At 64.0% G+C, this 26,244-nt stretch carries 22 protein-coding genes and 2 pseudogenes; 16 read left to right on the top strand and 8 right to left on the bottom strand.

Annotated elements, in window-relative coordinates; translation table 11 throughout:
* Positions 1-661 (bottom strand): annotated as a pseudogene (locus DRF71_RS27935) (site-specific integrase); the annotation flags it as partial.
* A 113-nt stretch (positions 662-774) separates the two neighbouring features.
* On the opposite strand from DRF71_RS27935, the gene dusA reads away from it, so the two are divergent.
* The 4 genes from dusA (at position 775) to DRF71_RS07320 (ending at position 4,151) form a co-directional block, all read left to right on the top strand.
* Entirely contained in the window at positions 775-1,758 is a 984-nt protein-coding gene (dusA, locus tag DRF71_RS07335; protein WP_112309770.1) for a tRNA dihydrouridine(20/20a) synthase DusA, read from the top strand.
* Entirely contained in the window at positions 1,755-2,303 is a 549-nt protein-coding gene (locus DRF71_RS29230; RefSeq protein WP_332872046.1) for a DUF6538 domain-containing protein, read from the top strand. Before dusA ends, DRF71_RS29230 begins: the two co-directional genes overlap by 4 nt.
* A 108-nt stretch (positions 2,304-2,411) precedes the next feature.
* Positions 2,412-2,666, top strand: a complete 255-nt coding sequence (locus DRF71_RS07325; RefSeq protein WP_157970974.1) for a site-specific integrase — start codon at positions 2,412-2,414, stop codon at positions 2,664-2,666.
* A 213-nt stretch (positions 2,667-2,879) separates the two neighbouring features.
* A complete protein-coding gene (locus DRF71_RS07320) occupies positions 2,880-4,151 on the top strand; it encodes a class I SAM-dependent methyltransferase (protein ID WP_112309767.1) in 1,272 nt (423 codons plus the stop codon).
* Between the two features lie 232 nt (positions 4,152-4,383).
* Here DRF71_RS07320 and DRF71_RS07315 read toward each other — a convergent pair.
* The 4 genes and pseudogenes from DRF71_RS07315 to ccmI all read right to left on the bottom strand — a co-directional run.
* Positions 4,384-4,626 (bottom strand): annotated as a pseudogene (locus DRF71_RS07315) (transposase); the annotation flags it as partial.
* A gap of 229 nt (positions 4,627-4,855) precedes the next feature.
* The gene (locus DRF71_RS07310; protein ID WP_112310061.1) at positions 4,856-5,095 is read right to left on the bottom strand and encodes a DUF1289 domain-containing protein; all 240 of its coding nucleotides are present in this window, start codon (positions 5,093-5,095) and stop codon (positions 4,856-4,858) included.
* Between the two features lie 45 nt (positions 5,096-5,140).
* The gene (gene ruvX / locus DRF71_RS07305) at positions 5,141-5,617 is read right to left on the bottom strand and encodes a Holliday junction resolvase RuvX (protein ID WP_112309766.1); all 477 of its coding nucleotides are present in this window, start codon (positions 5,615-5,617) and stop codon (positions 5,141-5,143) included.
* Positions 5,614-7,023, bottom strand: a complete 1,410-nt coding sequence (gene ccmI, locus DRF71_RS07300; RefSeq protein ID WP_112309765.1) for a c-type cytochrome biogenesis protein CcmI — start codon at positions 7,021-7,023, stop codon at positions 5,614-5,616. Before ccmI ends, ruvX begins: the two co-directional genes overlap by 4 nt.
* Positions 7,024-7,298: 275 nt before the next feature.
* Here ccmI and DRF71_RS07295 point away from each other — a divergent pair, with 275 nt between their 5' ends.
* Positions 7,299-8,546, top strand: coding sequence for a sarcosine oxidase subunit beta family protein (locus DRF71_RS07295; protein ID WP_112310060.1), 1,248 nt, complete (start codon positions 7,299-7,301; stop codon positions 8,544-8,546).
* A 20-nt stretch (positions 8,547-8,566) separates the two neighbouring features.
* Here the strand turns inward: DRF71_RS07295 and DRF71_RS07290 are convergent, their stop codons facing one another.
* Entirely contained in the window at positions 8,567-8,890 is a 324-nt protein-coding gene (locus DRF71_RS07290) for a hypothetical protein (RefSeq protein WP_157970973.1), read from the bottom strand.
* Between the two features lie 68 nt (positions 8,891-8,958).
* Here DRF71_RS07290 and DRF71_RS07285 point away from each other — a divergent pair, with 68 nt between their 5' ends.
* The 8 genes from DRF71_RS07285 to DRF71_RS07245 all read left to right on the top strand — a co-directional run bounded on the left by DRF71_RS07285 (position 8,959) and on the right by DRF71_RS07245 (position 16,452).
* Positions 8,959-9,282 (top strand): sarcosine oxidase subunit delta, encoded by a 324-nt coding sequence (locus tag DRF71_RS07285; protein ID WP_112309763.1) that lies wholly within the window; start codon positions 8,959-8,961, stop codon positions 9,280-9,282.
* The gene (locus DRF71_RS07280) at positions 9,279-12,290 is read left to right on the top strand and encodes a sarcosine oxidase subunit alpha family protein (protein WP_112309762.1); all 3,012 of its coding nucleotides are present in this window, start codon (positions 9,279-9,281) and stop codon (positions 12,288-12,290) included. The genes DRF71_RS07285 and DRF71_RS07280 overlap by 4 nt, the downstream gene beginning before the upstream one ends.
* Complete coding sequence (locus DRF71_RS07275; protein ID WP_112309761.1) at positions 12,283-12,831, top strand: sarcosine oxidase subunit gamma; 549 nt, start codon at positions 12,283-12,285, stop codon at positions 12,829-12,831. Before DRF71_RS07280 ends, DRF71_RS07275 begins: the two co-directional genes overlap by 8 nt.
* A gap of 107 nt (positions 12,832-12,938) precedes the next feature.
* Positions 12,939-13,403 (top strand): hypothetical protein, encoded by a 465-nt coding sequence (locus DRF71_RS07270; protein WP_112309760.1) that lies wholly within the window; start codon positions 12,939-12,941, stop codon positions 13,401-13,403.
* A gap of 73 nt (positions 13,404-13,476) precedes the next feature.
* Positions 13,477-13,890, top strand: coding sequence for a hypothetical protein (locus DRF71_RS07265; RefSeq protein WP_157970972.1), 414 nt, complete (start codon positions 13,477-13,479; stop codon positions 13,888-13,890).
* 332 nt (positions 13,891-14,222) lie between these two features.
* Entirely contained in the window at positions 14,223-14,822 is a 600-nt protein-coding gene (locus tag DRF71_RS07255) for a superoxide dismutase (RefSeq protein WP_112309757.1), read from the top strand.
* A 243-nt stretch (positions 14,823-15,065) separates the two neighbouring features.
* Positions 15,066-15,269, top strand: a complete 204-nt coding sequence (locus DRF71_RS07250; protein ID WP_112309756.1) for a hypothetical protein — start codon at positions 15,066-15,068, stop codon at positions 15,267-15,269.
* Positions 15,270-15,384: 115 nt separating this feature from the next.
* The gene (locus DRF71_RS07245; protein WP_157970971.1) at positions 15,385-16,452 is read left to right on the top strand and encodes a TraB/GumN family protein; all 1,068 of its coding nucleotides are present in this window, start codon (positions 15,385-15,387) and stop codon (positions 16,450-16,452) included.
* 77 nt (positions 16,453-16,529) lie between these two features.
* Here the strand turns inward: DRF71_RS07245 and DRF71_RS07240 are convergent, their stop codons facing one another.
* Positions 16,530-17,084 carry a TIGR00730 family Rossman fold protein gene (locus DRF71_RS07240; protein WP_112309754.1) on the bottom strand — a complete coding sequence of 185 codons (555 nt, stop codon included), beginning with the start codon at positions 17,082-17,084 and terminating at the stop codon, positions 16,530-16,532.
* Positions 17,085-17,219: 135 nt separating this feature from the next.
* On the opposite strand from DRF71_RS07240, the gene DRF71_RS07235 reads away from it, so the two are divergent.
* Complete coding sequence (locus DRF71_RS07235; protein ID WP_112309753.1) at positions 17,220-18,728, top strand: LysM peptidoglycan-binding domain-containing protein; 1,509 nt, start codon at positions 17,220-17,222, stop codon at positions 18,726-18,728.
* Here DRF71_RS07235 and DRF71_RS07230 read toward each other — a convergent pair.
* Entirely contained in the window at positions 18,709-19,146 is a 438-nt protein-coding gene (locus DRF71_RS07230) for an ArsR/SmtB family transcription factor (protein ID WP_112309752.1), read from the bottom strand. The genes DRF71_RS07235 and DRF71_RS07230 overlap by 20 nt on opposite strands.
* Before the next feature lie 105 nt (positions 19,147-19,251).
* Here DRF71_RS07230 and DRF71_RS07225 point away from each other — a divergent pair, with 105 nt between their 5' ends.
* Both DRF71_RS07225 and DRF71_RS07215 read left to right on the top strand, forming a co-directional pair.
* Positions 19,252-21,084, top strand: a complete 1,833-nt coding sequence (locus DRF71_RS07225; RefSeq protein ID WP_112309751.1) for an ABCB family ABC transporter ATP-binding protein/permease — start codon at positions 19,252-19,254, stop codon at positions 21,082-21,084.
* A 1,736-nt stretch (positions 21,085-22,820) separates the two neighbouring features.
* Positions 22,821-26,216 (top strand): caspase family protein, encoded by a 3,396-nt coding sequence (locus DRF71_RS07215; RefSeq protein ID WP_112309749.1) that lies wholly within the window; start codon positions 22,821-22,823, stop codon positions 26,214-26,216.
* Positions 26,217-26,244 lie beyond the last annotated feature (28 nt).

Here is a 26,244-nt window from a genome sequence, read left to right as displayed (position 1 = left end):
GATCATTCCAATCAACCCGACAAATTTCGTCCAGACGGAGGGCGGTAGCGATAGCAAACTGTACGATGCGGGACATTGGCATCGTCAAACGTGCGTTATCATCAAAACAACGGAAAAGGCGGTTGAGTTCAGCCGTTGTCGGTCGGCGATCCCTCTCGACGCCCTTACCTACCAGACCGAGCCGCTTGAGCGCCACGCGGGCGAGGTCGACGGGTTCGGCTGAAATCTCCAGACCGTGAACAGCGGCAGCATGGGTAAGGATCATCTTGACCACGCCGATGTCGATGCCGAGGGTTACAGGGCCGGCACCCTGATCCGCGCGCTTGCGACCATACTCGATCAGCTTGTGTCGAACGAGGTGACCTACCTTCTCCTTGCCGAGGTCGCGCTTGAGTGTCGCAAGGGTAGCTTCCTTGCTGCGGCGGGGTGGTTTCCCTACCGCACACATATCGGCTATATGAAGGTCAATCAGGTCACCGAAGGTGTGCAGACGAGAGATGGACGATCTGTTGGGGGGAAGCCCCTGATCGACGAGCGTCTCAGCTTGCCTGGCCCATTTCTGCGCGTCCTCCCGACGCAGGAAAGTCTCGCTCGCGTAGCGACCTTTCCGTCTGATCTGGACCCGGTATGCGCCGGATGGAAGCTTGGAGATCGAGGCCATTTTCGTGTGCGCTCTGTGTGCAATGAGTCGTCGTAAAGGGGGATATTCGGGGATATCAGGGCGTAACCTGGCGTAGGGACAAACTGGGTCAACGGATTGAAGATACTGTAAAAATGAATAAAAATCAATCGCATAGACTATCCGTGGCCCCTATGATGGACTGGACGGATCGCCATTGTCGTTATTTTCACCGCCTGATGAGCCGACGCGCGATGCTTTATACGGAAATGGTCACCGCGCCCGCGATCGTGCATGGGCCAAAGGCGCGGCTGCTTGATTTCTCGGGCGAGGAACATCCGGTGGCGTTGCAGCTTGGCGGCTCTGATCCGCGCGAACTGGCCGCGGCGGTGCGGATCGCGCGGCCCTGGGGCTATGACGAGGTGAACCTGAATTGCGGCTGCCCTTCGGACCGGGTGCAATCGGGCTGTTTCGGTGCCGTGCTGATGAAGGATCCGGAGCTGGTCGCGCGCTGTGTTACGGCGATGCAGGCCGAGGCCGATGTGCCGGTGACGGTGAAATGCCGGATCGGTGTCGATGATCAGGACGAAGAGGCGGTGCTCCCGGAATTTATCGAGCGCCTCGCTGCGGCAGGGATCTCGTGTTTCATCATCCATGCGCGCAAGGCCTGGCTGCAGGGGCTGTCTCCGAAAGAGAACCGCGAAATCCCACCGCTGAACCATGATCTGGTGCTGCGGATGAAGGCGCGTTTCTCCGGGCTGACGATCTGTCTGAATGGCGGTGTCACCGATCCGGACAGCGCCCGGGCTCTGCTGGGCCAGGGGCTTGACGGGGTCATGCTGGGACGCGCGGCCTATCACGATCCTGGCCATAGCCTGATCGGGGCGGATGGGCTTTGGGGCGACGAGCATGTGGTCACACGCGAACAGGTGGTGCGGCAGATGCTGCCCTATATCGGCGCCCATATCGCGGAAGGGGGCAGACTGCATCAGATCACCCGCCATATGCTGGGCTTGTTTCACGGTCTGCCAGGCGCGCGTGGCTGGCGCCAGGTGCTCTCGACCAAAGCCAGCCGTGATGGCGCCGGCGAGGATGTCGTGCTGGAGGCGCTGGCGCAGGTCACCCGAGCTGCGGCATGAAAAAGTTCGCCCGTGCCGGGCGAAGGCCTCTGGCGAGGATGTTTGGAGGCGGCGGTGGATTTTGTACTTTTAAGTCAATGGGCTGGGTCGGCGACTCACCCCATGGCGTCACACAGATGTGTCACACATTCCCGGCTCGTGGTTTCAAGGCCCGCCTCTTTTCGGGGGCCATCATAGGCGAACACCTTCATCTATTCCGGCGCGGGGCCGTCCTCTGCTGGCGCCGGCGGGTGCCGGAGTTATCCACGTTTATCAACATGTTGCAGCTCTCTTTGCGGACCGGGATGCGGGCGGAAGCCTGTATGATCGCCCGGAAGCTGACCGTCGAGAGTGATCGCATGTTGACCCGCAACCTGATCTCGGCAGAGGGCGCCCGCACCTGGCTGTCCCATGTGATCACGGAAGAACTGGCCCGGATCCGCCGGCTGGATCGGGTGACCCGGCTGGATCCGCTGGGCCGGGCTGCGAGCGATATCCGGGCCGACCGGGCCACCGCCACCGCCTGGCGGCTGATGGCCGGGCACGGCCCCCGGGGCCGATCCTGAGCCGCCAATCATCGACCGCCTGATCGGGATGGCGCCGCCCCGGCCGCCCTGTCGACGCTGGAGACCACGCTGGCCATGCTGGCGGGCGATATGCGGTCCGGGGTGAGGATGCGCCGGACCGCGTCCGAGTTCAGAACGGTGAACCCGAAAGGCTTTGTCAACCATTCCTTCCGGCACTTCGTCAACGACCGGCTGTCGCGGGTGACGACGATCCCGAAGCCGCTCCGGATCGAGCTGGTCGGGCACGAGGGCGACGACATCAACGAACGGGTCTACGCCGAACCCTCGCCGCTGCGGGGGCTGCAGGTGGCAATCAATGCGCTGCCGGTGGTGGATGACCTGCGGGTGATCTCAGCACGATGACTGTCACCGCTTACAAGTCATGCAGGCTGCCACTGGACAAATTCATGGTGTTTGCAATGGTGGCGACACGGATCGCACCACCCCGAGAGTGTCGGTCTGTGTTCGGCGGGTCACAGCACCGGTGTCTCAAGTGAACTTTTTTCGGAGACCGCCGCCTTGTCCCCAAAAACCAGTCCAGACACCATTCACCAGCGCCTCTGGAGCTCGGCCTGCATGATCGCCGCAGAGCTGGAAGACCGCGTCGAGACCACCATTCAGCCTACGGTCGCACAGGAAACCCGGTTCAATGGCGGCGTCGCGCCGCAGGTTGCAAACCATTATGCCGCGATACTGACGGCGGGTGAGTTGCCGGACAATGCCCGGATCCTGGATCTGGGCTGCGGCTTCGGGCGGATCGCGATGGCACTGGCGCGGCGGCTGGGACCGGATGTCGATTATACCGGACTTGACCCGAACGCCGATGGCATCGCCTGGGCGCAGCAGAACATCACGCCGCGCCATCCGAATTTCCGCTTTCGGCGGATTGACGTCAAAAGCAAGCCCTACAATCCCGATGGCACCGAAGACGGGGTGAGCTTCCGCTTTCCCTTTGACGATGCCAGTCTGGATCTGGTCTTCATGATCTCGGTCCTGACCCATGTCGATCTGCCCACAGTCGAAACCTATGCGCACGAGGCGGCGCGGGTGCTGAAGCCGTCGGGCCGGCTGGTGACGACGATCTTCCTGCTGGATGCCGAGGTTGATCAACTGCTGGCCGCAGGCAAGGGGCATTTCGCGCTGAAGTATCAGGAGGGCGAAAGCCGGGTCGAAAACCGCGCGAACCCCGAACTGGTCATTGCCCATCCGCGAGCGCGGGTGCTGGAGATCATGGATAAGGCGGGCTTCGCGAAAACTCTGGTGGTGACTGGCCATTGGAGCGGCCGTCCTTCGGCGCTGCCGATGGACTTTCAGGATCTGCTGATTGCCGGTCATGATCCGCAGGCCATAGCTGCGCCAGAGGATCGCTCTGCGCTGCCATCCCTGCCGATGAACCCTGCGCAAGCGGCCATCCATGCGCGGGTCATTGCCCTGACCCGTGGTGACGCGGAACGGGTGTCGCAGTTTATCACCTGGTCTACTATTTTGGCACTGAATGCCTTTTGGTGGCAATGTGATGGTCTGAATTTGAGTCTGAAAGAAGGTTCGTCCGCCGATCCTGGCCCGCCGGACCTGCGGTTTGATGCGCTGCAAAGGTTGGGATTGGCGCAGATCCGTCCGAACGGGGGCAGCGTTGGCACCGTCTTCCACCGCCTTGACGATGCCGCCATGATCGCCCTGCTGATCCGCGCGGGGCGTGTCTCAAGCCGGAGCACCCTGTTCGATGCACTGGTCGAGGCCGCCGCAAATGGGTTGCGCGTGCTGGACGCGATCAACACCGGGATCGCGCCCGTGCTGCAGGACGCTGACGGGCGCGAGACTGCCGTTGAAATACCATCCTGGGCCTGATCAGGCAGTCTGGTTTGCGGGTGCCAGCACCCGCACGGCAAACAATGTCCGCTCCGCAAGTATCAAAATAATCCTTTAAAAATCATACTATTGAATTGAAGCAGGCAACGGAAAGAATAGCTTCTGCATGTTCAGAAAAAGAAAAGTAAACAACCACTTCCAGGGCTCAGGAAGAAAAACGAAAAAATATAACCTGGAACGACCTCAAGGCCAGGCTCCAGACTCATTAACTTTAGAGCCAGAAGATGACGGTCGCTGCGAGGGCTATGGAGGACAGGAAGATGATGGGGCACCTGTCGTATCGGGTTGCAACGCGCCGCCAGCTCTTGAGCCTGCCGAACATGATCCCGATGCGGTTGCGGCGCTTGTAACGGCGTTTGTCGTGCCTGATGGCTTTCTTCCTGCCCTTCCGGTCGGGGATGCATGCCTTTATCCCCTTGTCCTTCAACGACTCTCTGAACCAGTCGGCATCGTAGCTTCAGCGATAATTCTTGTGTATCACTTGTCGCACAAAGTTGTAACACAGCGGGTAGCGCTTGCGGAACAGAGATAAGTGATTTCAATGCTTTACAAGCGCGCTCCCACCTCCTTCATCGGGATATTTAAGGACAGATGAAAAGCGCTCCGGGCTTCATTCATCTGTCCTTAAATATCCCGGGGGAAGCGGGGAACCCGCGCGGGGGCAGTGCCCCCGTTCCGGCGTTTCAGCCCTCGCGCCGGTCAAGCCTTGCCGCCCGCCCGCCGCGGCGTTTCACCAGGGATGTTGCGCGTGAGGACAGGTCGGCCATGATCCGGCGGCGCTCGTCTGAGGTGATCGTGGACCAGCTGCCAATCTCGGACAGGCTGCGATAGCAGCCGACGCAGATCCCGGCTTCCCGATGGATCACGCAGATCTTGACACAGGGGCTTTCGATCTCGTTGCGCGCCCAGATATCGTCTTTCAAGCTGCCCTTCTCCGTCTCAGGCGCCAGGTCATTCATGGCCCCGGTTCATCCATCCCGCGCCAGTCTTTCCAGCCGATCCAGCGCGCCTTGCAGAATATAGCCCGCCGCCACCGCGTCGATCACCTCTTTCCGACGCTTTCTCGACGCATCCGCCTCCAGGAGCGCTCTTTCTGCCGCAACGGTCGAGAGGCGCTCATCCCACCAGGTGATCGGCAGCGGCGTCAGTTTCTCCAGATTGCGGGCGAAGGCGCGGGTTGATTGCGCGCGCGGCCCCTCGCTGCCATCCATGTTCAGCGGCAGGCCCAGCACGATCGCCTTCACCTCGCGCGCGGCAATCAGTTCCAGCAGCTTCGCGGCATCTACGGTGAATTTCTCACGCCGGATCACCAGCGAGGGCGTCGCGACCGAGCGGCGCAGATCCGAGATGGCGACGCCAATGGTCTTGGTTCCCAGATCCAGCCCTGCAATCGCGCCAAAGGGGGGCAGTTCCGCGGCAAGGGCAGTAATATCCTCAAGGATCATTCGGCACCTGCCTCTGGCAGGGTCTCTGGCAGGGTCTCTGGGACGGCCTCTGCGGGAAGAGCCTCTGCGGGAAGGGCGCGGCCGGCCGCCTCGATCAGCGCGCGGTCCGGCCCGTCGGGCCAGGCTTTGCGGGCCATTTCAAGCCTTTCGCGCGCCTCATCCGCGCGGCCGAGCACGACCAGGCCCCGGATCAGCTGCGCCCATTCGGCGCCCGAGCCGCCCTCGCTTTGCAGCCGCGCATTCATCCCGGCGACCATGCCCTCGGCCATCTCACCGATTTCGGCCTCGCTCTTGCCGGCGGCGGCGGCGATGGCGGCGGCATCGGGGCCGCGCAGCGGCGCTTCCGGCAGCTGGTAATCCCAGGCCCCGGCGAACCAGGCGGCGGCGCGGATCTGTTCGCGCAGGCGCGGCACCCAGAAGGCATCCTGCGGCCCCGTCTCGATCAGCGGCCGCCACAGCGCGAAGGCGCGGTCGGGCCGGCCGCCCTGGGCATAAAGCTCGCCCGCAAACAGAAAGAGCGGCCCGGTCGAATCGCTGACCGGGGGCAGGCTGTTCAGGGTGGCGCGGTCCCCGCCCCGGGGCTGGAATCCCTGGGACGCCGCAAGCAAGAGATCCGCCACAAGGTCAAGGGCGGCACGGTCGGCAAGGCCGAGGCCCTTGACCACTGCCGCCTCGGTCTCGGGCGAGACATAGCCTTCGGCCTGTTCGACCAGCAAAAGCGTCAGAAAGCTGTAATCGGCGGTGCCGGCATCGACGCCCCGCACCTGGATCAGCCGCGTCTGCGCCAGAATCGCATCGGGGTAATTCCCCAGCTGCGCCTCGATCGTCGCGCGCAGGCCGAGGCCCTGGAGATTGTCGGAAACCGCCGGATCCACCGTTTCGCGCAGCCTTTGCAGCGGTTCGACCATATCCGGCTCGGGTTCGGCCGGGATCATCGGCGGCAGATTGGCGACATAGACCGCCTGCGAGGGGCGGGTGGCCATCCGGTTATCGGCCTCGGCAATACGGGTCGCCATGGGCAGATCCGGCTGACCAGGCCGCCCCAGCCGCTGATACAGCACCGCCGCCGCCGCAATAGCCAGCACGATCAGCACGGTCGCCAGCAGCAACGCGCGCGCATCCGCTGGCCGTGCTGCCGCCTCGCGATCCTGCCGGTCGGCATCCAGCAGCCGACGCCCGATCTCTGTTTTCAGCCGCGCAGCCTCGGCGGCACTGATCACGCCGCGTGCTTCGTCGCGGCCGATTCCGGTCAGTTGCTGGCGGTACAGCCCGATATCGCGGGCCAGCTCGGGCTCGGCCGCATTGCGGCGCGCGAAGACGAGGCTGAGGATCAGAAGGACCGCAATCCCCGCCGCCAGCACTGTCGCCACCACCCAGAACCCGGTGGCATCGCCGATTCCATCCATTATCCGCCCTCGCCGCCCTGCTGCAGTAAAACCCGTTGTCGCAAATCCGTTCCGCGTTGATGTAATGGTTTTGCACGCACAGCAAAAGCCCGCAGTGCCGGGCTAATCGCCGCAGCCGGTATGGGGCAGCGGGCGCAGTACTCACAGGTCGCTGTGTCGTAATTTTCCCGATTGTGCCGCGTGAAGACGGTGGAATTTCTCTGGCGGCGGGCAGAAGATGTAAGCCACGGGTGCGCGATGTCCCGATGAATGAGAACTTGGCGGAGGTTCCCCTGATGCGGCGTTATTCGGTCTTTGCCCTGGCCCGCGAGGCACTGCGCTACCATTCCGGCTGGGGCAGGGCCTGGACCTCTCCCGAGCCGAAAAAACACTATGATGTCATCATTGTAGGGGCCGGCGGTCATGGTCTGGCCACTGCCTATTATCTTGGTAAGAACCACGGCATCCGGAATGTCGCGGTGATCGAGAAGGGCTGGCTCGGCGGCGGCAATACCGGCCGCAATACGACGATCATCCGCTCGAACTACCTCCAGGACAGTTCCTCGGCGATCTTCGAGAAAGCGCGCTCGCTTTACGAAAACCTCAGCCAGGACCTGAATTACAACATCATGTTCAGCCCGCGCGGCCTTCTGATGCTGGCGCAGACCCATCACGAGGTCAGGGGCTATAAGCGCACCGTCCATGCCAATCAGCTGCAAGGTGTCGCCACCGAATGGCTGAGCCCCGAACAGGTGAAAAAGGTGGTGCCGATCATCAACCTGCACGGGCCGCGGTATCCGGTCTTAGGCGGGCAATGGCAGGCGCGGGGCGGCACCGCACGCCATGACGCGGTGGCCTGGGGCTATGCGCGGGCCTGCTCGGATATGGGCATGGACATCATCCAGAATTGCGAAGTCACCGCCGTGCGCCAGCAAAACGGCGTGGTGACCGGGGTGGAAACCACCCGCGGCGAGATCGGCTGCAACAAGCTGGGGATCGTCGTTGCAGGCCATTCCGGTGTGCTGGCGGAAATGGCGGGCTTCCGGTTGCCGGTTGAATCCATGGCCCTCCAGGCGCTGGTCTCGGAACCGATCAAGCCGGTGATCGACATCGTCGTGATGGCCAATACCGTCCACGGCTATATCAGCCAGTCCGACAAGGGCGAGCTGGTGATCGGCGGCGGCACCGACGGCTTCAACAACTATACCCAACGCGGCTCCTTCCACCATGTCGAGGAAACGCTGCGCGCCCTGGTCGAGACCTTCCCGATCATCTCGCGCCTGAAAATGCTGCGGCAATGGGGCGGCATCGTCGATATGACCGGCGACCGCTCGCCCATCATCTCGAAAACGCCGCTGGGGAATTGCTTCATCAATTGCGGCTGGGGGACGGGCGGCTTCAAGGCGATCCCGGGCTCTGGCTGGGCGATGGCGGAACTGGTGGCCAAAGGCGCGCCGGGCGCCCTGGCCTCGGAATTCGACATGTGGCGCTTCAAAGAGGGCCGCTTCATCGACGAATCCGTCGCCGCCGGGGTGGCGCATTGATGCCGCGATCCAGCATTCCGTCAAATCCCGCTGAGCAAGGCGGTAAAAGCCTGGTCGAATATGCAGCACAGGATCTGCAAAGGGTAGCGAACGGCCAAAGAGCCGGGGTATTGCTTGCTGCCAGGACGCTCCTTTTTGCGCAGATCGTACCATCCTGCGATCAGAGGGCCGGGAAGGGACCCACCGCAACTCACCCCGATGATGAGGCCGTCCTGCCAGGTGAATTCGCTGCCGCAGCGGCATATCATCCGCAGGACATGGCGAACCGCCACTTTTCTCTCAAGCCGCCCGGCCGCCGACACACAGTGTTTCGCGCATCCATTGCGCCGGTCGGCCCCTTTCATCTGTCCTTAAATATCCCGGGGGTCCGGGGGCAGCGCCCCCGGCTCGCGGCCAGCCCGAGGGTGCACCAATGCTGATCCTTGAATGCCCCTGCTGCGGTGTCAAAGCCGAGGAAACCGAACTCGCCCCCGGCGGTGAGGCGCATCTGAAACGCTTCGGTCCCGGCTCTTCGGATGAGGAATTCGAGGCCTATATGTTCGCCCGCAAGAACCCCAAAGGCGTGCATTTCGAACGCTGGCGCCATGCTTACGGCTGCGGCAAATGGTTCCTTGCAGCGCGCTGCACCGCGACGCTTGAGGTCTTCGGGACATATCCCGCCCAGACCACGGAACCCCCTGCGGAACTGATCGCGAAGATCAAGGCGAAACGGCCGGACTGGAAGGGCTGGAAATGAGCGCGAGGCTGCAAAAGGGCGGGCGTCTGATCGACAGATCGGCCCGGATGGAATTTTCGTTCAACGGCAAAAAGATGCAGGGGCTGCGGGGCGATACGCTGGCTTCGGCGCTTTTGGCAAATGATCAGCTGCTGGTCGGGCGCTCGTTCAAATATCACCGTCCGCGCGGCATCGTGGCCTCCGGTCCGGAAGAGCCGAATGCGCTGGTCGCCCTCGGCACCGGCGCGCGCTATGAGCCCAACCAGCGCGTCACCACGACCGAGCTGTTTGATGGCCTGACCTCGGCCAGCCAGAATCACTGGCCCAGCCTCGAATTCGATATCGGCGCGGTGAACAACAAGCTGGCGCGTTTCCTGCCGGCCGGGTTCTATTACAAGACCTTCATCCATCCGCGCTCGGCCTGGAAACACCTGTTCGAGCCGGTGATCCGCCGCTCCGCAGGGCTTGGCAAACCGCCGGAAGAGGCGGATGCCGACCACTACGAATATACCTATGGCCATTGCGATATCCTGATCGCAGGGGGCGGCATTGCCGGCCTCCAGGCGGCACTGGTTGCGGGCGCTTCGGGTGCGAAGGTACTGGTCCTTGAACAGACTGCCCATTGGGGCGGCCGCGCGCCGGTCGATGGCGATATCATTGACGGGAAGCCGGCCGAAGACTGGGTCAGGAACGCGCTGCAAGCCCTTGAGGCGATGGAGAATGTCACGCTCCGCGCCCGGTCGATGGTCTCGGGCGTCTATGATCACGGCTATGTGCTGGCCGAGGAACGCATCGCCGATCACACCCCCGGCGACGGGCGACCGAGGAAGCGTCTCTGGCGTATCCGCGCTGCGACGGTGATCGCTGCGACCGGTGCGCTGGAGCGGCCGCTTTCCTTTGCCGGCAATGATATTCCCGGCGTCATGCTGGCCGCTGCCGCGCGCGATTACGCGGTGAATTTCGCGGTCTCACCGGGGGAGCACACGGTCGTCGTCACCAATAATGATGATGCCTATCGCACCGCGATCACGCTGAAGGAATACGGGCTCCAGGTCACCGTGATTGACGCCCGGCCCGCACCGGTCGGGGAATTGCCGTCCCGCGCCCGCGCGCTTGGGATCCGCATCGAGACCGGTCGCGGCATTATAAAGGTCAAAGGGGGCAAGCGGGTCACCGGCGTCTCCATCGGTCTCCAGGCCGGCGAGGGCGGCGCGGTCGAGGATATCGCCTGCGACGCGGTCGCCATGTCGGGCGGCTGGTCGCCGGTGGTGCATCTGTGGTCCCATTGTGGCGGTAAGCTGGTCTGGGATGCCGACCGCGCGCTGTTCCGCCCCGATGCTGCCCGCCCGCCGCTGAACCATGACGGCTCCGCACTGGTCTGGCCGCTGGGCGCCGCCAATGGCGCGCTTACGGCAGATGCGGCGCTGCGGGATGCGGTTGAGCAGGCGCGGCTTGCGGTGCAATCCCTGGGCCTTGATGCCGGTGCTGCAGAGGCTGCCATCGCCGATCCGGTCGAAGAGGGCGCCATTCTGCCGGTCTGGATCATGCCGGCCTCGGCCGGCATCGAGCTGAAATCGAAAATGTGGCTCGATTTCCAGAATGATGTGAAGGTTTCCGACGTGCAGCTCGCGGCGCGCGAGGGCTATGTCTCGGTCGAACATACCAAGCGCTATACCACTTTGGGCATGGCGACGGATCAGGGAAAGCTGTCGAATATCAATGGTCTCGCGGTGCTTGCTGATGCACTGTCTGAAGAGATCCCCCGCGTCGGCACCACCACGTTCCGCCCGCCCTATACGCCGGTGACCATCGGCGCGCTGGCGGGTGAGGCCAGGGGCGATATCTTCCAGCCCTTGCGCAAGACGCCGATGCATGACTGGCACCTGGCCCAGGGCGCCTATATGGAGCCCGTGGGCCTCTGGCAGCGCCCCTATACCTATCCGCGTGCAGGCGAAACGCATGAGCAGGCGGTGAACCGCGAGGTGGTCAATACCCGCGACCGTCTCGGGCTGCTCGATGCATCGACGCTGGGCAAGATCATCGTCAAGGGCCCGGATGCGGGCAAATTCCTCGACATGCTCTATACCAATGTCATGTCGAACCTCGGCGTGGGCAAATGCCGCTATGGGCTGATGTGCAACGAGCAGGGCTTCCTCTCGGATGACGGCGTGGTGATCCGCATCGCCGAGGATACCTGGCTTTGCCATACCACCTCGGGCGGGGCGGACCGCATCCACGCATGGATGGAAGACTGGCTGCAATGCGAATGGTGGGACTGGCAGGTCTATACCGCCAATGTGACCGAGCAATATGGCCAGATCGCCGTGGTCGGCCCCAATGCGCGGAAACTCCTGGAAAAAATCGGCGGCATGGATGTCTCGAAAGAGGCGCTGCCCTTTATGACCTTCAAAGACGGCGAGCTGGGGGGCTTCCCGGTGCGCGTCCACCGCATCTCTTTCTCGGGCGAACTCAGCTATGAGATCGCGGTGCCGGCAAGCCATGCGCTGGCCTTCTGGGAACTGCTCTATTCCGAGGGCCAGGAGTTCGGGTTGCAGACCTATGGCACCGAGGGGCTGCATGTTCTGCGCGCCGAAAAGGGCTTTATTATGATCGGGGATGAGACCGACGGGACGGTGATCCCGCAGGATCTGAACCTCGACTGGGCGATCTCGAAGAAGAAAGAAGATTTCCTTGGCAAGCGCGGCCAGCAGAGGACCTTTTTGGCCGCGAAAGACCGCTGGAAGCTGGTCGGGTTCGAGAGCCTTGACGGATCCGTCATCCCCGATGGCGCCTATGTCATCGCGGCCGGCACCAATGAATACGGGTTCAGGAATGCCCAGGGGCGCATCACCTCGACCTATTATTCGCCGGCGCTGAAAAAGGGCATCGCGATGGGGCTGTTGCTGAACGGCCCGGCCCGGATGGGCGAGGTGGTCGAATTCACCGCCATGACCGGCGGCGTCTCGGCCCAGGCGAAGGTGGTTGATCCGGTCTTCTACGACAAGGATGGGGAAAAGCAGAATGTCTGATCCGGTTTCTGCCCTGCAGGGCGCGGTGAGCCAGGGCTTTGCCCGTGTCGAAGAAATCGGCCCGCTGGGGATGATCACGCTGCGCGCGAAACCCGGCACGAAAGGGCTGGTGGTGGCGATCAAGGCCGCCACCGGCTGCAATCTGCCCGAGGCGCGCAAGATCACCCATGCCGGCGCCAACAGCTGCGGCTGGATGAGCCCGGATGAATATCTGCTGGTGCTGCCTTACGGCGATGTCGCAAAGGCGCTGGCGGCGATCGCAAAGGCGATGGAGGGTACGCATCACCTGGCCGTCGATGTCTCGGATGCGCGGGCGGTGTTCCGGGTGACCGGGCCAGAGGCCGATCAGGTCTTGCGCAAACTGACCCCGGCCGATCTGGATGCGGTGGGTGAGGATGAGATCCGCCGCTCGCGTTTTGCCCAGGTGGCGGCGGCGTTCTGGCCCTCCGAGGGCGGCTATACCCTGGTCTGTTTCCGCTCGGTCGCGGGCTATGTGATGGGGCTTTTGACCCATGCGGCGCAATCGGGCAGCGAGATCTGAGCCGGTTTTATCCTGCATTTACGGCAGATCGCGGCTTGCATCCCGCGCTTTGCCCGTTTCACATGGCCGGCGCGCCGGAAACGCGTCTGCCAATGTGGGATATGTGAATGCGATCCAGGGGGTTCAGCCTTTTCGCCGCGGCCTTTCTTGCCTGTATCGTCCTGTCCGTGACGGCCCAGGCGAAAGACCAGGCCAAAGACCTGGTGTTGATCTGCGACCTCAAGGTCACGAAGCGATCCTTCAGCGCCTCGCCTCTGGTGATTTCGCTGAAACAGGATGGCAAAGAGGCGGCGGTCTATGATCCGCTGATCTATTCGATCTATGGCGAACCGATTCCGGCTGGCCGGAAGGCCGACGACAGCGGCGCGGTGCTGGATTGGGTCGTGAAGAATTACCGCGATCCCGCCACCGGGCGCAGGGCAAACTTCGCCTATAGCGCGAAATGGAATCGGGCAAAGGGCACCATCTCGGTGCGCAGCCATGCCCAGGGCTATGATAACAAACCCTCGGTGGTCTATGGCTCCTGCCGCGAGGAGGCGGCGCCGAAGGCGAAGCCTGGCAAGAAGGGCTGAGGAGGTTTGTGCCCCGCCTCGTCCGGCGGCCAATATGACAGAAATCGCAGGACTTTTCCCCGGGAGACCCGATTTGAAACATTTCATCCTGGCGGGCCTCCTTGCCGCCGCACCGGTGGCCGCTTTTGCCGAGGCGCGGCTCTGGCAATGCGATCTGGACCTGGTCAACCGCGACAGCGTCTTCTTCTCGGGCAAGCTCCTCGTGGCCTTTGACGATCAGACCGGCCAGGGCTGGGTCAGCGATCCTGGGGCGAATGACCTGGAAAAGGGCTTTGTGCCGGCGACGATCACGGTGAAAGACGGCGCTGTCGATATGCGCTGGAAGGTCCGGCTGAAATTAGAACAAGGGGCAGGGGTCGTTCGTTTCGGCTACAAAGCGGGGTTCGATGCCAGCGGCAGCCGGATCAGTGTCGAGGCCTGGATGGATGAGGGCCTTGTCCGAAATCCCGGCCCGGACAAGGTTTCTGGCCCCTGCAAACAGGTCTGAACCGGCCCCGACCCTGAAGCTGTGGCCTGATGCTGCGGCCTGATTGCTGCGGTCTGAATGCCCGGCCTGCGCGCTCAGCCCCAGGGCGCAATGCCCGGCCCGGGGGCGGGCCCGCAGGCAGGTATCGGGGCGGGTAATGGGACAGACATGGGGACGGGCCCAGGCGCGGGTCAAGCTGCCGGCCCGGGGCGGGCGGAATCCGGCGCAAGGCGCGATCTCGCGCAAAGACGGCGGTTTCATTTCCCCATCGGGCGCCTCTGCGGGGTTGACCTTCGCGCTCAATGCGCCCTTATTCCAGGGGTAACGCCCCATTCGAACAGGAGCTCAGTCCGATGACGTTTCACCTTCCCGATCTGCCCTATAAATACAACGCCCTTGAGCCGCTTGGCATGTCGATGGAAACGCTGGAATTCCACCATGACCTGCATCACAAGGCCTATGTCGACAATGGCAACAAGCTGATTGCCGGCACCGAATGGGAGAAGAAGTCGCTCGACGAGATCGTTACCGGCACCTACCAGGCCGGCGCCGTCGCGCAGAATGGCATCTTCAACAATGCCTCGCAGCACTGGAACCACAATCTGTTCTGGGAGATCATGGGCCCGGACCAGATCGGCATTCCCGGCGCGCTGGAAAAAGCGCTGACCGAAAGCTTTGGCTCGGTCGCGAAATTCAAGGAAGATTTCGCCGCAGCTGGTGCCGGTCAGTTCGGTTCGGGCTGGGCCTGGCTGGTGAAAGACAAGGATGGCGCGCTCAAGGTCACCAAGACCGAGAATGGCGTGAACCCGCTTTGCTTTGGTCAGACCGCGCTGCTGGGATGCGATGTGTGGGAACATTCCTACTATATCGACTTCCGCAACAAGCGTCCGGCTTACCTGACGAATTTCCTCGAAAAGCTGGTGAACTGGGAAGCGGTCGCCGCGAAGCTCTGAGCTGCGGCTTCTGAGGAGAGACAAAAGGCCCTGCCGCGCTGTCGGTAGGGCCTTTTTTTGCAGGCCCGGTGCCCATTTGCTCAGGGGGTATGGGGTGGGAAGCGGGACAGGGGGCCGCGATGACGGCTCTGCTGCCATCAATGGCCGTGATTGCGATCCATCGCCTGCCGGCGGCTTTCGCGCGGGCTCTGGGCGGCGGTCACGACACTGGCGCCTGTGCGGTGGTGATCTGCTGTTTGGGCTTTGCTGCTGGCCGATACGCGGTGCAATGGAGATGCGATCAAGGGTTATACGGGCTGCATTTTCAGTGAGATCGCTGTCGCGCAGCGGGCGCTGCCGCTTTCTCTGCTGACGCCGGCGGTGTTTGCGATCTGGTTCGTGGTGGTCGTTGCAATCCCGGCCCGGGGTGAAATCCAGACCCTGCCCAGGCGGCGAAAGGCCGGCTGAGGGCCGTCGCGCCCCGGGCCGGTGATCGGATCCGCTGGCTTATCACGTCTTCCAATTGCGCCGCCTGGCGGCGAAAGTCACCCGGAGCAGGTGGCGGGCAGGAAAGGCGGTCGGGATGGGGTGGGTCAGGTCGGTGCGGGGAGTGGTCCTTGCGATGGCGGGCTGGGGCGGCTTTGGCCAGATGGCGGCTGCGCAGGACTGGTTCACAGCCGAGGCCTGCACCACCGGCGAGATCCGCGTCTGGCGCGAGGTTCTGCCCGAGGCGGAAGAGGTGCGCTTTGCAGCCATCGCGGCGGAGGTGCCGAACAGTCTTGGCCGGTTCTGGAAGATCACCGCGCCGGGTGGGCAGGTCTCCTGGCTCTGGGGCACCTATCATGTGCCCGAACGCAGCATCCTCGACCTGCCCGAGGCGCTGCTTGCGGCGCTGGAGGCCGCCGATGTGGTGGCGCTGGAATTCAATCCGCAGCCGCAGGACAGGGCGGCGCTGATCCGCAGCTATGACCAGGCCTGGATGTGGGCGCCGCCCGACGCAGAGCCGGATTACCGCGAGGATTTCCCTCCCGCGGTTCTGACGCAGATCGGCGAGCGGATCGCGACCTTCGGCTGGGATCCGTCTTATATGGCACTGATGAGCGATGCCGGGCTGTTCAGCCTGTTGCTCAGCGATCCCTGTTCGGACTTCAGCGCCTCTTTCATGCCGGGGCAGGATTATTTCATCGCACAGACCGGCTGGCTGGCGGGGGCGCGGGTCGATGGGCTGCAACAGCCCTGGGCATTTGGCGAAGAGCTTACCGCCCCGCATCGGAGTGAGGCGGCACGCGCGGCGACGCTGCTTTACGGTCTTTATCTCGGGCCGGAGTCGGCTTTGCCGGGCGCGCGCGAGACCAGTTTCGCGCTTTACCTCCAGGGGCGGATCGGGGTGATGGATGCCTGGTCGAATGCCTGGCCTGAACAGGTGCTGGGCGAGGCGCGCGGGCGCCGGGTGGTGGAGCTGGCCGAGGGCTATCTGCTGGTCGAGCGCAATGCGATCTGGATGGACAGGATCCGCACCCTCGTCGATCAGGGCGATGCGGTGATCGCGGTGGGGGCCTCGCATCTGCCGGGCGATCTGGGGCTCGTGAGCATGATCCGCGATGCGGGCTACCAGGTGGAGCGGGTGGTGCTGCCGGGCGAGATGGGCTGATCCCACCGCCTGTGGCCCGCCGGGGATGCCTCCGGCGGGAGTATTTTTGTCAAGAGGAAGACAGCTCGGCCTGCTGGTCAGGCTGCAAGCCGGGCTTGCAGGCCGGCGGTCAGGCTTGCCACATCGGGGGCGGTGTTGAAGAGGTCTTTCAGCGTTGGCGCGGCAAAGCCTTCGCGGATGATATGGTCGATCAGCGCGATCAGCGGCTGCCAGTAGCCGTCGATATCCAGCAGGAAAATCGGTTTTTTGTGCAACCCGATCTGCGCCCAGGTCAGGACCTCGAAAAATTCGTCAAGGCTGCCGGCGCCGCCAGGAAGCACCACAATCGCGTCGGAATTCATAAACATGACCTTTTTGCGCTCATGCATATCCTCGGTGATCACGAAAGTGGTCAGGTCGCGCTTGCCCTTTTCCAGCCCCAGGAGATGCACCGGAATGACGCCGAGCGCATTGGCGCCAGCCCCCTGGGCTGCGCGGGCGACCTCTCCCATCAGGCCGACATCGCCGGCGCCATAGACAAGGCGCCATTTCTGCGCGGCGATCTCGCGGCCAAAGGCCTGGGCGGCGGTGACATGGGCGGGATTGGCCCCTGGGCGCGAGCCGCAGAAGACGCAGATGGAGGGAAGCTGCATGGGGACTCCTGAATTCGATTGCCAGCGGGGGCGATATCGGGGTTTCCTTTAGGCGAAATTCTGCCGGGATGCGATGGGAAACCTTTTTGGGGGAAACCTGTCTGGCCGGCGCTGCTGCGACGAAGAGGGGATCGGATGAAGGCCTGGGCTGGTTTGGGCGCGGGGGGGCGCGCAGTCGTCACTGTTGCGGGTGCGGGGGCGGTTGTCGTTGCGGGGGCGCTGATCGCGGGCTGGCGCCCTGGAGACGGGGCGGGGGGTGAGACGGGAAGCAGGGCGGATGTCGAGGCGGCTGCGCTGGTCTCGCCGCTGCCGCAGGCCGAGGCGGCAGAAGGCGCGGCAGCGCAGGAGCCGGAGGCGGCCGCTGTGGCGCCTGCCGGAATCGCGGCGCCGGTCATCACCACCTGGGCGGTGGCGGCAGGGGGGCATGCGACCATTGGGGGGCTGGGCGATCCGGATGCGCAGATCCTTGTGCTGCTGGATGGCGCGCAGATCGCTGAGACGCGGGTGACGCGGGGGGGCGAGTTCGCGCTGGTGACGATATTCGCGCCCAATTCTTCGCCTTCGGTCCTGAGCCTTGTGATGGTGCTGGAGGATGGGCGCCGTATCCCCTCGGTCGAGGTTATTGCGATCGGGCCTGTATCGGGGCCGGCAGAGGATGCTGCCGCTGCCGTTGCGGAGGCTGATTCTGTGGTCGATCCTGTAGCTGGTCTTGTGGCCGAAGCGGGGCCGGTGGCGCTGAGGATCAGTGAGGAGGGGGCGGTGGTGCTCCAGGCCCCTCAGGAAATCGCCACCCCGGAGGGGGCCGCAGCTGCCCCCGATCTGGCGCCGGTACAGGTGCAGACCATTTCCTATCTGACGCCCGAGATCGTGCAGATCGGCGGTTTGGGTGCGCCCGGCGCTTTCGTGCGCCTTTATCTCGATTCTGTGCCGGTTGGGCCGACCGAGGTTGCTGTCGGGGCGGCGGGGGCCTGGCAGGTGGATCTTTCAGGGATTGCCGCCGGGCTTTACCTTTTGCGCGTCGATCAGCTGGATGCCGGCGGCAAGGTGCTGTCGCGTGTCGAAATTCCGTTCCGCCGCGAGACCCCTGCGGCTCTGGCGGCGCTGGTCGGGGGCGAGGCGGCACCGCCGCAGGAGGCGGGCAGCGTGTCGGAGCCTGTAGTGCCTGCGGCAGACATACCGGAAGAGACGGCTCCGGCCGGGGCTGCTGCAGGGTTCGATGTGGGGGCCGATGAGGGGGCAGAGGACGCGGCGGAGCGGGTTGCCACCGACACCGGGACCGCCACGGAGACTGCTGTGAAACCGGCTCCGGAACCAGTGTCTGAACCCGCAGCCGTCGCTCTGGCCGCAAGGGATCCGGAGGCGCCGGTGCTGCCCGCCGCGCCTGAGCCGCAGACCGCGCCGGCCCTGCCTGCGGGCAGTGAGGCGCCCGCTCCGGCTGAACCCGTCGCCACGGCGCCCGATGCCCCGCCGGCGCCGCCCGCGATATCGGTCACGGTGCAGCCCGGGCATACGCTCTGGGCGATTGCGCGCGATGAATTCGGCGAGGGCGTGCTGTATATCCAGCTTTACGAGGCCAATCGCGACCGTATCCGCGACCCGGATCTGATCTATCCGGGGCAGGTTTTTACGATTCCGGGCCGCTGAGCTCAGCCCGCACAGCCGGGGCGCCAGCCCCCTGGCAGCAGGCGATCACCTCGGGGTGTTCGCCGCAGCAATCATTGAGCAGATGCGAAATCGCGGCGCCCAGACCGGCCGGGTCGACCGCATAAAACACATTGCGCGCCACCCGGCGGGCGGTCAGCAGCCCCGCCTGTTCCAGTTGCGACAGGTGAAAGGACAGCCGCGAGGCCGAAAGCCCCAGCAGGCGCGCGATCTCTCCCGCCGCAAGACCGTCAGGGCCCGAGGGCAGCAGCAGGCGGATCAGGTCAAGCCGGTCGCCATGGGACAGCGCCGCAAAGGCGCGGAGCGCGCGCGCGCGCGCGACGGGGTCGCAGACAGAGCGGGGCAGGCCAGCATCATCATCCGGTATTTTCAGCGGGGCGGGGTCTTTACTCTGATCCATATTTCAATTATTCACGAAACCTTGAAATGACACAAGCCGCCATTGCCGCCGGTCACCGCTTTTGCGACCGCAGCCGCAAAGACGAGCCCCTCGCGAAGGCCATCCATGTCCGGTCCCGATCCGATCCCCACCGCATCTCCTGATGCGCCGGCCTCCGGCTGGCAGACCATTTTGCGGGTCATGCCGCATCTGTGGCCGAAGGACCAGCTTTGGGTGCGCCGTCGCGTGGTGCTGGCGCTGGTGTTCCTGCTGGTGTCCAAGGTGATTTCGGTCATCACGCCCTGGTTTTACAAACTGGCGGTCGATGGGCTGGCGGGCGAGGGCGCGGTCGACCCGGCGCGGATGATGGCGCTTGGCGCGGTGGGGCTTGTTGTGGCTTACGGGCTGGCGCGGCTTGGCTCGGTCCTGTTCCAGGAGGTGCGCGACGCGGTTTTCGTGCGGGTGGCCCAGCGGGCGCTGCGCCGCCTTGCGCTGGAGACCTTCAGCCATATTCACCGCCTTTCAATGCGCTACCATATCTCGCGCCGCACCGGCGGGCTGTCGCGGATCATCGAGCGCGGCGTCAAGGGGATCGAGTTCCTGCTCCGGTTCCTGTTGTTTTCGATCGGGCCGCTGATCCTTGAGCTGATCCTTGTCACCCTGATCTTCGCCCTGGCCTTTGGCTGGAGCTATGCCGCCGTGGTGGCGGTGACGATCTCGCTTTACGTCTGGTTCACCTTTGCGGTGACAGAATGGCGGGTGAAGATCCGCCAGGAGATGAATGACCAGGATACCGATGCCAATCAAAAGGCCGTCGACAGCCTGCTGAACTATGAAACCGTCAAATATTTCAACGCCGAATCGCGTGAGGCGGCGCGCTATGACGGGGCGATGCGGCTTTACGAGGCGGCGGCGGTGAAGACGGGCCTGTCGCTTTCCTTCCTCAATGTCGGGCAGACGCTGCTGATCACCGCCGGGCTGGTGGCGGTGATGGTGATGGCGGCGCTTGGCGTGCAGCAGGGGCAGCTGACGGTCGGCGATTTCGTCATGGTCAATGCCTATATGATCCAGATTACCCTGCCACTGGGTTTCCTTGGCACGGTCTACCGCGAGATCCGCCAGGCTTTGGTTGATATGGGGGCGATGTTCGGCCTGTTGTCGCAGCCGGCCGAGGTGGTCGATGCGCCCGATGCAAAGCCTCTCGCGCTGAAAGGCGGCGAGATCACCTTCGACAATGTGCTTTTCTCCTATGATCCCTCGCGCGAGATCCTGAAAGGTGTCAGCTTCCGGGTGGGCCCTGGCGAGACGCTGGCGCTGGTCGGCCATTCCGGTTCGGGGAAATCGACGGTCGCACGGCTTTTGTTCCGCTTTTACGATGTTACGGGCGGTGCGATCCGGATCGACGGTCAGGATATCCGCGATGTGACGCAAAGCGCGCTGCATGATGCGATCGGCGTGGTGCCGCAGGATACGGTTCTGTTCAACGACACGATCCGCTACAATATAGGCTATGGCCGCGATCATGCGACGGAAGCCGATATCGTGGCGGCGGCGCGGGCGGCGAAGATCCATGATTTCATCGAGAGCCTGCCCGAGGGCTATGACACTATCGTCGGCGAACGCGGGCTGAAGCTCTCGGGCGGTGAAAAGCAGCGGGTCGGTATCGCGCGAACCATCCTCAAGAATCCGGCCATCCTGATCCTCGACGAGGCGACTTCGGCGCTGGATACCCAGACCGAGCGCTCGATCCAGGAGAGCCTGCATGAAATGGGCGAGGGGCGCTCGGTGATCACCATCGCGCACCGGCTGTCGACCATCGCGGATGCGGATTGTATCCTGGTGATGGAGGCGGGCCGGGTGATCGAACAGGGTCGCCATGAGGAATTGCTGGCGAAAGGCGGCCGCTACAGCGCGATGTGGGCACAACAGCGCGCCGAAGAAGAAGACGCTGCGGCCTGATCGTCTCGGTGCTGCGATCCGGACAGTCCGGCGCGGTCCTTCTTAGGCAGAAGGCTGACTGGTTCTCCCGGCGGCTCTGATGCCTGACCGGCATTTGGGGCGGGGTCGGTTTTCCCCTGCGCCGGGCAGCGCTGGTGCCTTGGGGAGTGGGTTTCCCGACCCTGGTGGGACGATTGAGAGCGGCGACCAGGCGGTAGAAGAGGCGCGCGAACGGCTGCTGCCCCACCCATCCGGGGCAGTGAATTTTCGCCCCGATGCGGCTTTTGCCAGGATATCCGCCCCCGATCCTCGCCTTATGCATCTGACCGATGCAGTCCGGCATGCGCGGGATCTCGTTTCGGGCGCGGTCGCCCGGGCTGTCTTTCTGCCGGGGTTCTGCGTTCTTGCGACCGGGAATGATCTCAACTGCCCCGCAGGCGGCGAGGGCGTCATAAACCTTGCGGGCATTTTTGGCCTGATAGTCAGTAACGCTGACGATCTCCTGGCCGCGCGCGATCTGGTCCGGCAATTTCTCGCGTATCGACACTGCGCCCCTGTTGCGGGTGGTAAACCCGGCTGCGGTGTTTCTGCGCAAAATCCAATGCGGATGCTGCATTTGCAGCCGCCGCGCCTGCGGATAGTCCACGCGCCCTGTCCCGGCTCGCGACAGGATGAGCTGCCCCTGCGAGGTCTGAGGCGGCGTGACAGGGCGCTGAAATGGTTCGGGCCGATCCACCGCAACAGGGTTTCGCCGCAACCTGTCAGTGGGCCGAGGGCCGGGCCGATCAGGTCGTCAGAGGCGCCGCCGCGTCTGCGTCCTGGTGCGAACAGGCCGTTTCGGCTTTTGCTGGCCAGCAGCATCGCCTGGCCCTTACGCATCCGGGGGCATTCCCCTGAAGCAGGGCTCCGCCGGAACCGGCGATCAGGGGCGGGGTTCCTGATGTCAGAAGGCGCGGGACATGGCGATCCCGCCTGCGCAAACACAGGCCAGGTCGCGCGGGGGATTGCCGGGTGATGACGCCAGGGCCGCAGATGTCACGCCGGCATTTAGGCGCTTTCGGAGCAGGGCAGGTACTGCTGCGGCCTGACAGGCTGTGAAGGCTGACCTTCAGGCGGATTTGGCTGCGATGCCGCGTCGCGGGGCGCCGGAGCGTGCCGGGCGGGCGCCCCGCGCGGTCGGTTCCGGCGCGCGGATTGTCCCTGGTGCCTTTCCCCGGCGCGCCGTTCTGGCGCAATGCAAGCGGCCATAGGATCAGGGGTTTTGTACCCGTCTAAGGCCCGGCCCCGGGCCAGCGCGGCAAACCCGCACGGGCGCCTTCGTGGGCGCCTGGGGGAGGGTCGGCAAGACGCCCGCAATGACTGAGGACAATCCCCGTGCTGATCTGCTTCGGGCGCAGAACCGGATCGCCGACCCGCCAACGGCTCTGACAGGCGCGGGGTGCGGCGATCTTATGGCCATAGTCCCAGACCGGGGCTGCCGCTGCAAAAGCCGGAGGATCAGCCCTTCGCTCCCCTGATCCCGTGGCCTCGGTACTCTGCCCCGCGCTACTGCCCCTGGTATCGGGCAATCCAGCCTCCGAACCTGGTTATCCTCCGGTTGTTTTTCGTTGCGGATCATCCCCGGAATGCGGCAAGGCCACGAGGGGGGAAGGCCGATCTTCTTGCCCGGTCAGGAATCCCGCAGCCCGCAGCGCGGATTTTCCCTTTGACCCGGACCCCTTGCAGGGCGAGACTGACGGCAATCCCGGATTACCCAGATGCTGCGCCGCTTTGTCTTTGTCCTTTTGATGTTTTTCGGCCTCGCCGCACCGGCGCTGGCCGAAAGGCGCGTTGCTTTGGTGTTGGCCGCGCAGGAATACCGGCATCTGCGTCCGCTCGCGAACCCGGTCAATGATGCCCGTGCCATCGAGGATTTGCTTAAAAGCCTGGGCTTTGAGGTCTGGACCGAGACCGACCGCGATCTCAGGCGCATGCGCCGCGCGCTTGAGGATTTCCGCGTCGATGGCGAAGGCGCCGATCTGGCACTGGTCTTCTATGCCGGCCATGGGGTGGCGATTGACGGGGTGAATTACCTGCTGCCGGTCGATGCGGAGGCCAGAAGCGCCGAGGGGCTGGCGGCCACATCGCTGCCGTTTTCCGAGGTGCAGGAGACCCTGGCCGCCATTTCGCCCAATGCGATTTTCCTGCTGGATGCCTGCCGCAATGACCCGTTTGCGGGTTTGGGTGCTTCGGATCCGGATGGGCGCGGGGCGGTGGCGCTGGCCGAAGACGGTGCCGATGCGCCAAAAACGGTGGGGGCGCTGGGCCGGATCGGGCGGGCGGAGGGGGCGCTGATCGCCTTTGCCGCCGCACCCGGTGCGACCGCCGCTGACGGCAATGGCAAAAACTCGCCTTTCACCGAGGCGCTTTTGCGCAATTTCGGCCGTGAAGGCACCGAATTGCGCCTCTCGCTGACCATTGTGCAGCAAGATGTCTATGACCGCACGCGCGGCCGCCAGATGCCCTATATCGAAAGCGGGTTGCCGCGCCTGATCTATCTTTCGGGCGAGGGCGAATTGCCCGAGCGCGAACTTCTCCTTGTCGCGATGGAGCGCTATTCGCCCGAATTGCGTGGAGAGGTCGAGACGGTGGCCGAGCAAAACGACATGCCGCTGGCGCCGCTTTACCGTGCGGTGCTGACGGGCGATCTGGAAAAGCTTTCGGTCGATGATCGCCGCGTCAAGCTGGAAGAGGCCGCCCGGGCCTATGCCACTTTCGAATCCGATCTGCTGAAACTGGCATCGGATGATCCGCGTGTCACAGACCTCCGGGCGAAAGCCGAAGAGCAATTCGCACTGGGCGCGTCGGATGCGGGCCGTGCGCTGATGGCCGAAGCGACCGAGATCGACGCAAAATCCGAATCCTCGCTGCGCGACAATATGGTGGCGCGCACCCTGTCGCAGGCCGCGACCCATGTGCTGAACGCCAATGCCGCCCGTGCCAGCCTGCGCTATGATCTGGCGATCAGCGACCTGACCCAGGCGACCGAGCTTTACAACCGGGTCCGCGCCGATCTGCCCGACCGCGAGGCGAAAGAGGCCTATGCGCTGGCGCTGAGCGATCTGGCCTGGCTTTACCTGGTGGCCGGCAACAGTTCGTCCGCGCTGAGCGTCACGCTTACCCAGGTCGACTACCTGGACAGTCTGACCCGGGCCGAGCCGGAAGATATCGGCTGGCGCCGGCAATTGATGTGGGCGCTGAAAGGAGCGGGCGAGATCAAGGTGCAGAAAGGGTTTCTTGCCGATGCCGATGCCGATTACGCCCGTGCCGATGAACTGACCGCCGCCCTTATCGCCGCCTGGCCCGAGGACAGTGATCTTTTGCGCGAACGTGAGGTGATCCTGAACAGCCGTGGCTCGATCAGGCTGACGCTGGCGGATTACCAGGGCGCGCTGGCGGCGCATAACGAGGCGCTGGAAATCGGGCTGGCGCTTTATGACCAGGCACCCGACAGCGTCACTCATGCGCGGGATATCTCTTTCACGCATGAGAAACTGGGCGATGTCTGGTCTGCCATGGGCGATTTCGAACGGGCGCGTGAAGCCTATGACGTGTCGCTGGAGATCAGCCAGGATATCGCCAACAGATATCCTGCGGTGCCGACCTATCAGCTGGATCTGGCGGTTGGCTATGAACGGCTGGGCGAAATGCTGATGAGCGAGCTGCAATATGATTCGGCCTTGGCCGTGCTGATGGAGTCGCAAAAGATCCGCGACGAACAGCAATCCAGGGATCCGGGCAATGTGGTGCTGAAACGCGACAGCGCGGTGACGGTGTCGCGGATGGGCGATGTCTATCTCGCGATGGGCGACAGCGGCTCGGCACTGATGAACTGGCAGCATGCGCTCGGGCTCAGGCGCGAACTGGTCGATCTGGATCCGCAAAATGCGATATGGCTGCGCGATCTGTCGGTTTCCTATGAACGGATCGGTGATCTCTATCTGAGCGAAGGCGTGGCGGATGAGGCGCTGGCTGCGGCGAATGAGGCGCTGGCGCTGCGCCAGGCTGTGGTGGATATCGACCCGCAAAACCTGCCGCCGCAGCGCGATCTGACCATTTCGCTGGAAAAACTGGCCCGGATCTATGACCAGCTGGGCGATGTCACCACCGCGCGCGAGCTGTTCGGCCGGTCGCTGGAAATCCGCCGCTGGCTGGTCGGGACGGCGCCGGGGGTGCAGCTTTACCGGCTGGATGTGGCCTATACCCTGGTCTCGCTGGGCGATGCGATGGCGCGGGGCGGAGAGCCTGCGGCGGCGCTGCCCTTGCTGGAGGAGGGGCGCGAGATCCGCGTGGCGGTGCTGGCTGCCCTTCCCAAAGACGCGCCGGTGGATCCGACGCAGCTGCGCGAGCTGAGCATCGGGCTGAATATCCAGGTCGCGGTGCTGCTGAAACTGCAGGATAGTCCCCGCGCGATTGAACTCGCACGCCAGTCGGTCGAGACTATGGACCGGGTGGCCGGGCTGCGCCCGGCGGATCCCAATCTGCTGATCGACCGGATGTTCGCGGCCAACCGGCTGGGCGAGGCGCTGGAGGCCTCGGGCGATCTGGCGGGGGCGCTGGTGGCTTACCGCGAAACCTCGGGCTATGCCTTTGCCGCCTCTTCGGCCGATCCCTGGAATGTGATCGCAGCCCGGGATTACGCACTGTCGCTGGAAAATGCCGGCCGGGTGCTGATGGCGCAGGAGGATTTCGCCACCGCGAAACAGGATTACGAGGCGGCGGTTGCGCTCAGGAAATGGATCACCGGCCAGCAACCTGCCTCGGTCTCTGACCAGCGCAACCTCGCCTATGCGCTGCGGTTTCTGTCGGATGCCTGTTTCTTCCTGCAGGATTTCGAGAATGGGCGTACCCATGAGGAACAGGCGCTGGCGATCATGCGCTGGATCGCCGGGGTCGAGCCGGAAAACCCCTATAATGTGACCGATCTCGCGCTCAGCCTCTACCGCGCCAGCCATTATTACCGCGACGGCTCGCTTTTCCTGACCGAGTCGGTGGCGCTGCTGAAAGGGCTGGAGGCAGAGGGGCGGATGCCGGAAGGGCCGTTCCATGGCTGGATCGCGATCTATGAGGAACGGCTGAAGGGGGTGCGCACGGGCGGGGGTAAGGCGCCCTGAACCGGGCCGCATAAAGGGTGGCGCGCGG

Origin of the sequence: Pseudogemmobacter bohemicus, assembly GCF_003290025.1 — a bacterium.
Lineage (GTDB): Bacteria > Pseudomonadota > Alphaproteobacteria > Rhodobacterales > Rhodobacteraceae > Pseudogemmobacter > Pseudogemmobacter bohemicus.
This window is presented reverse-complemented; position numbering and strand designations above follow the sequence as displayed.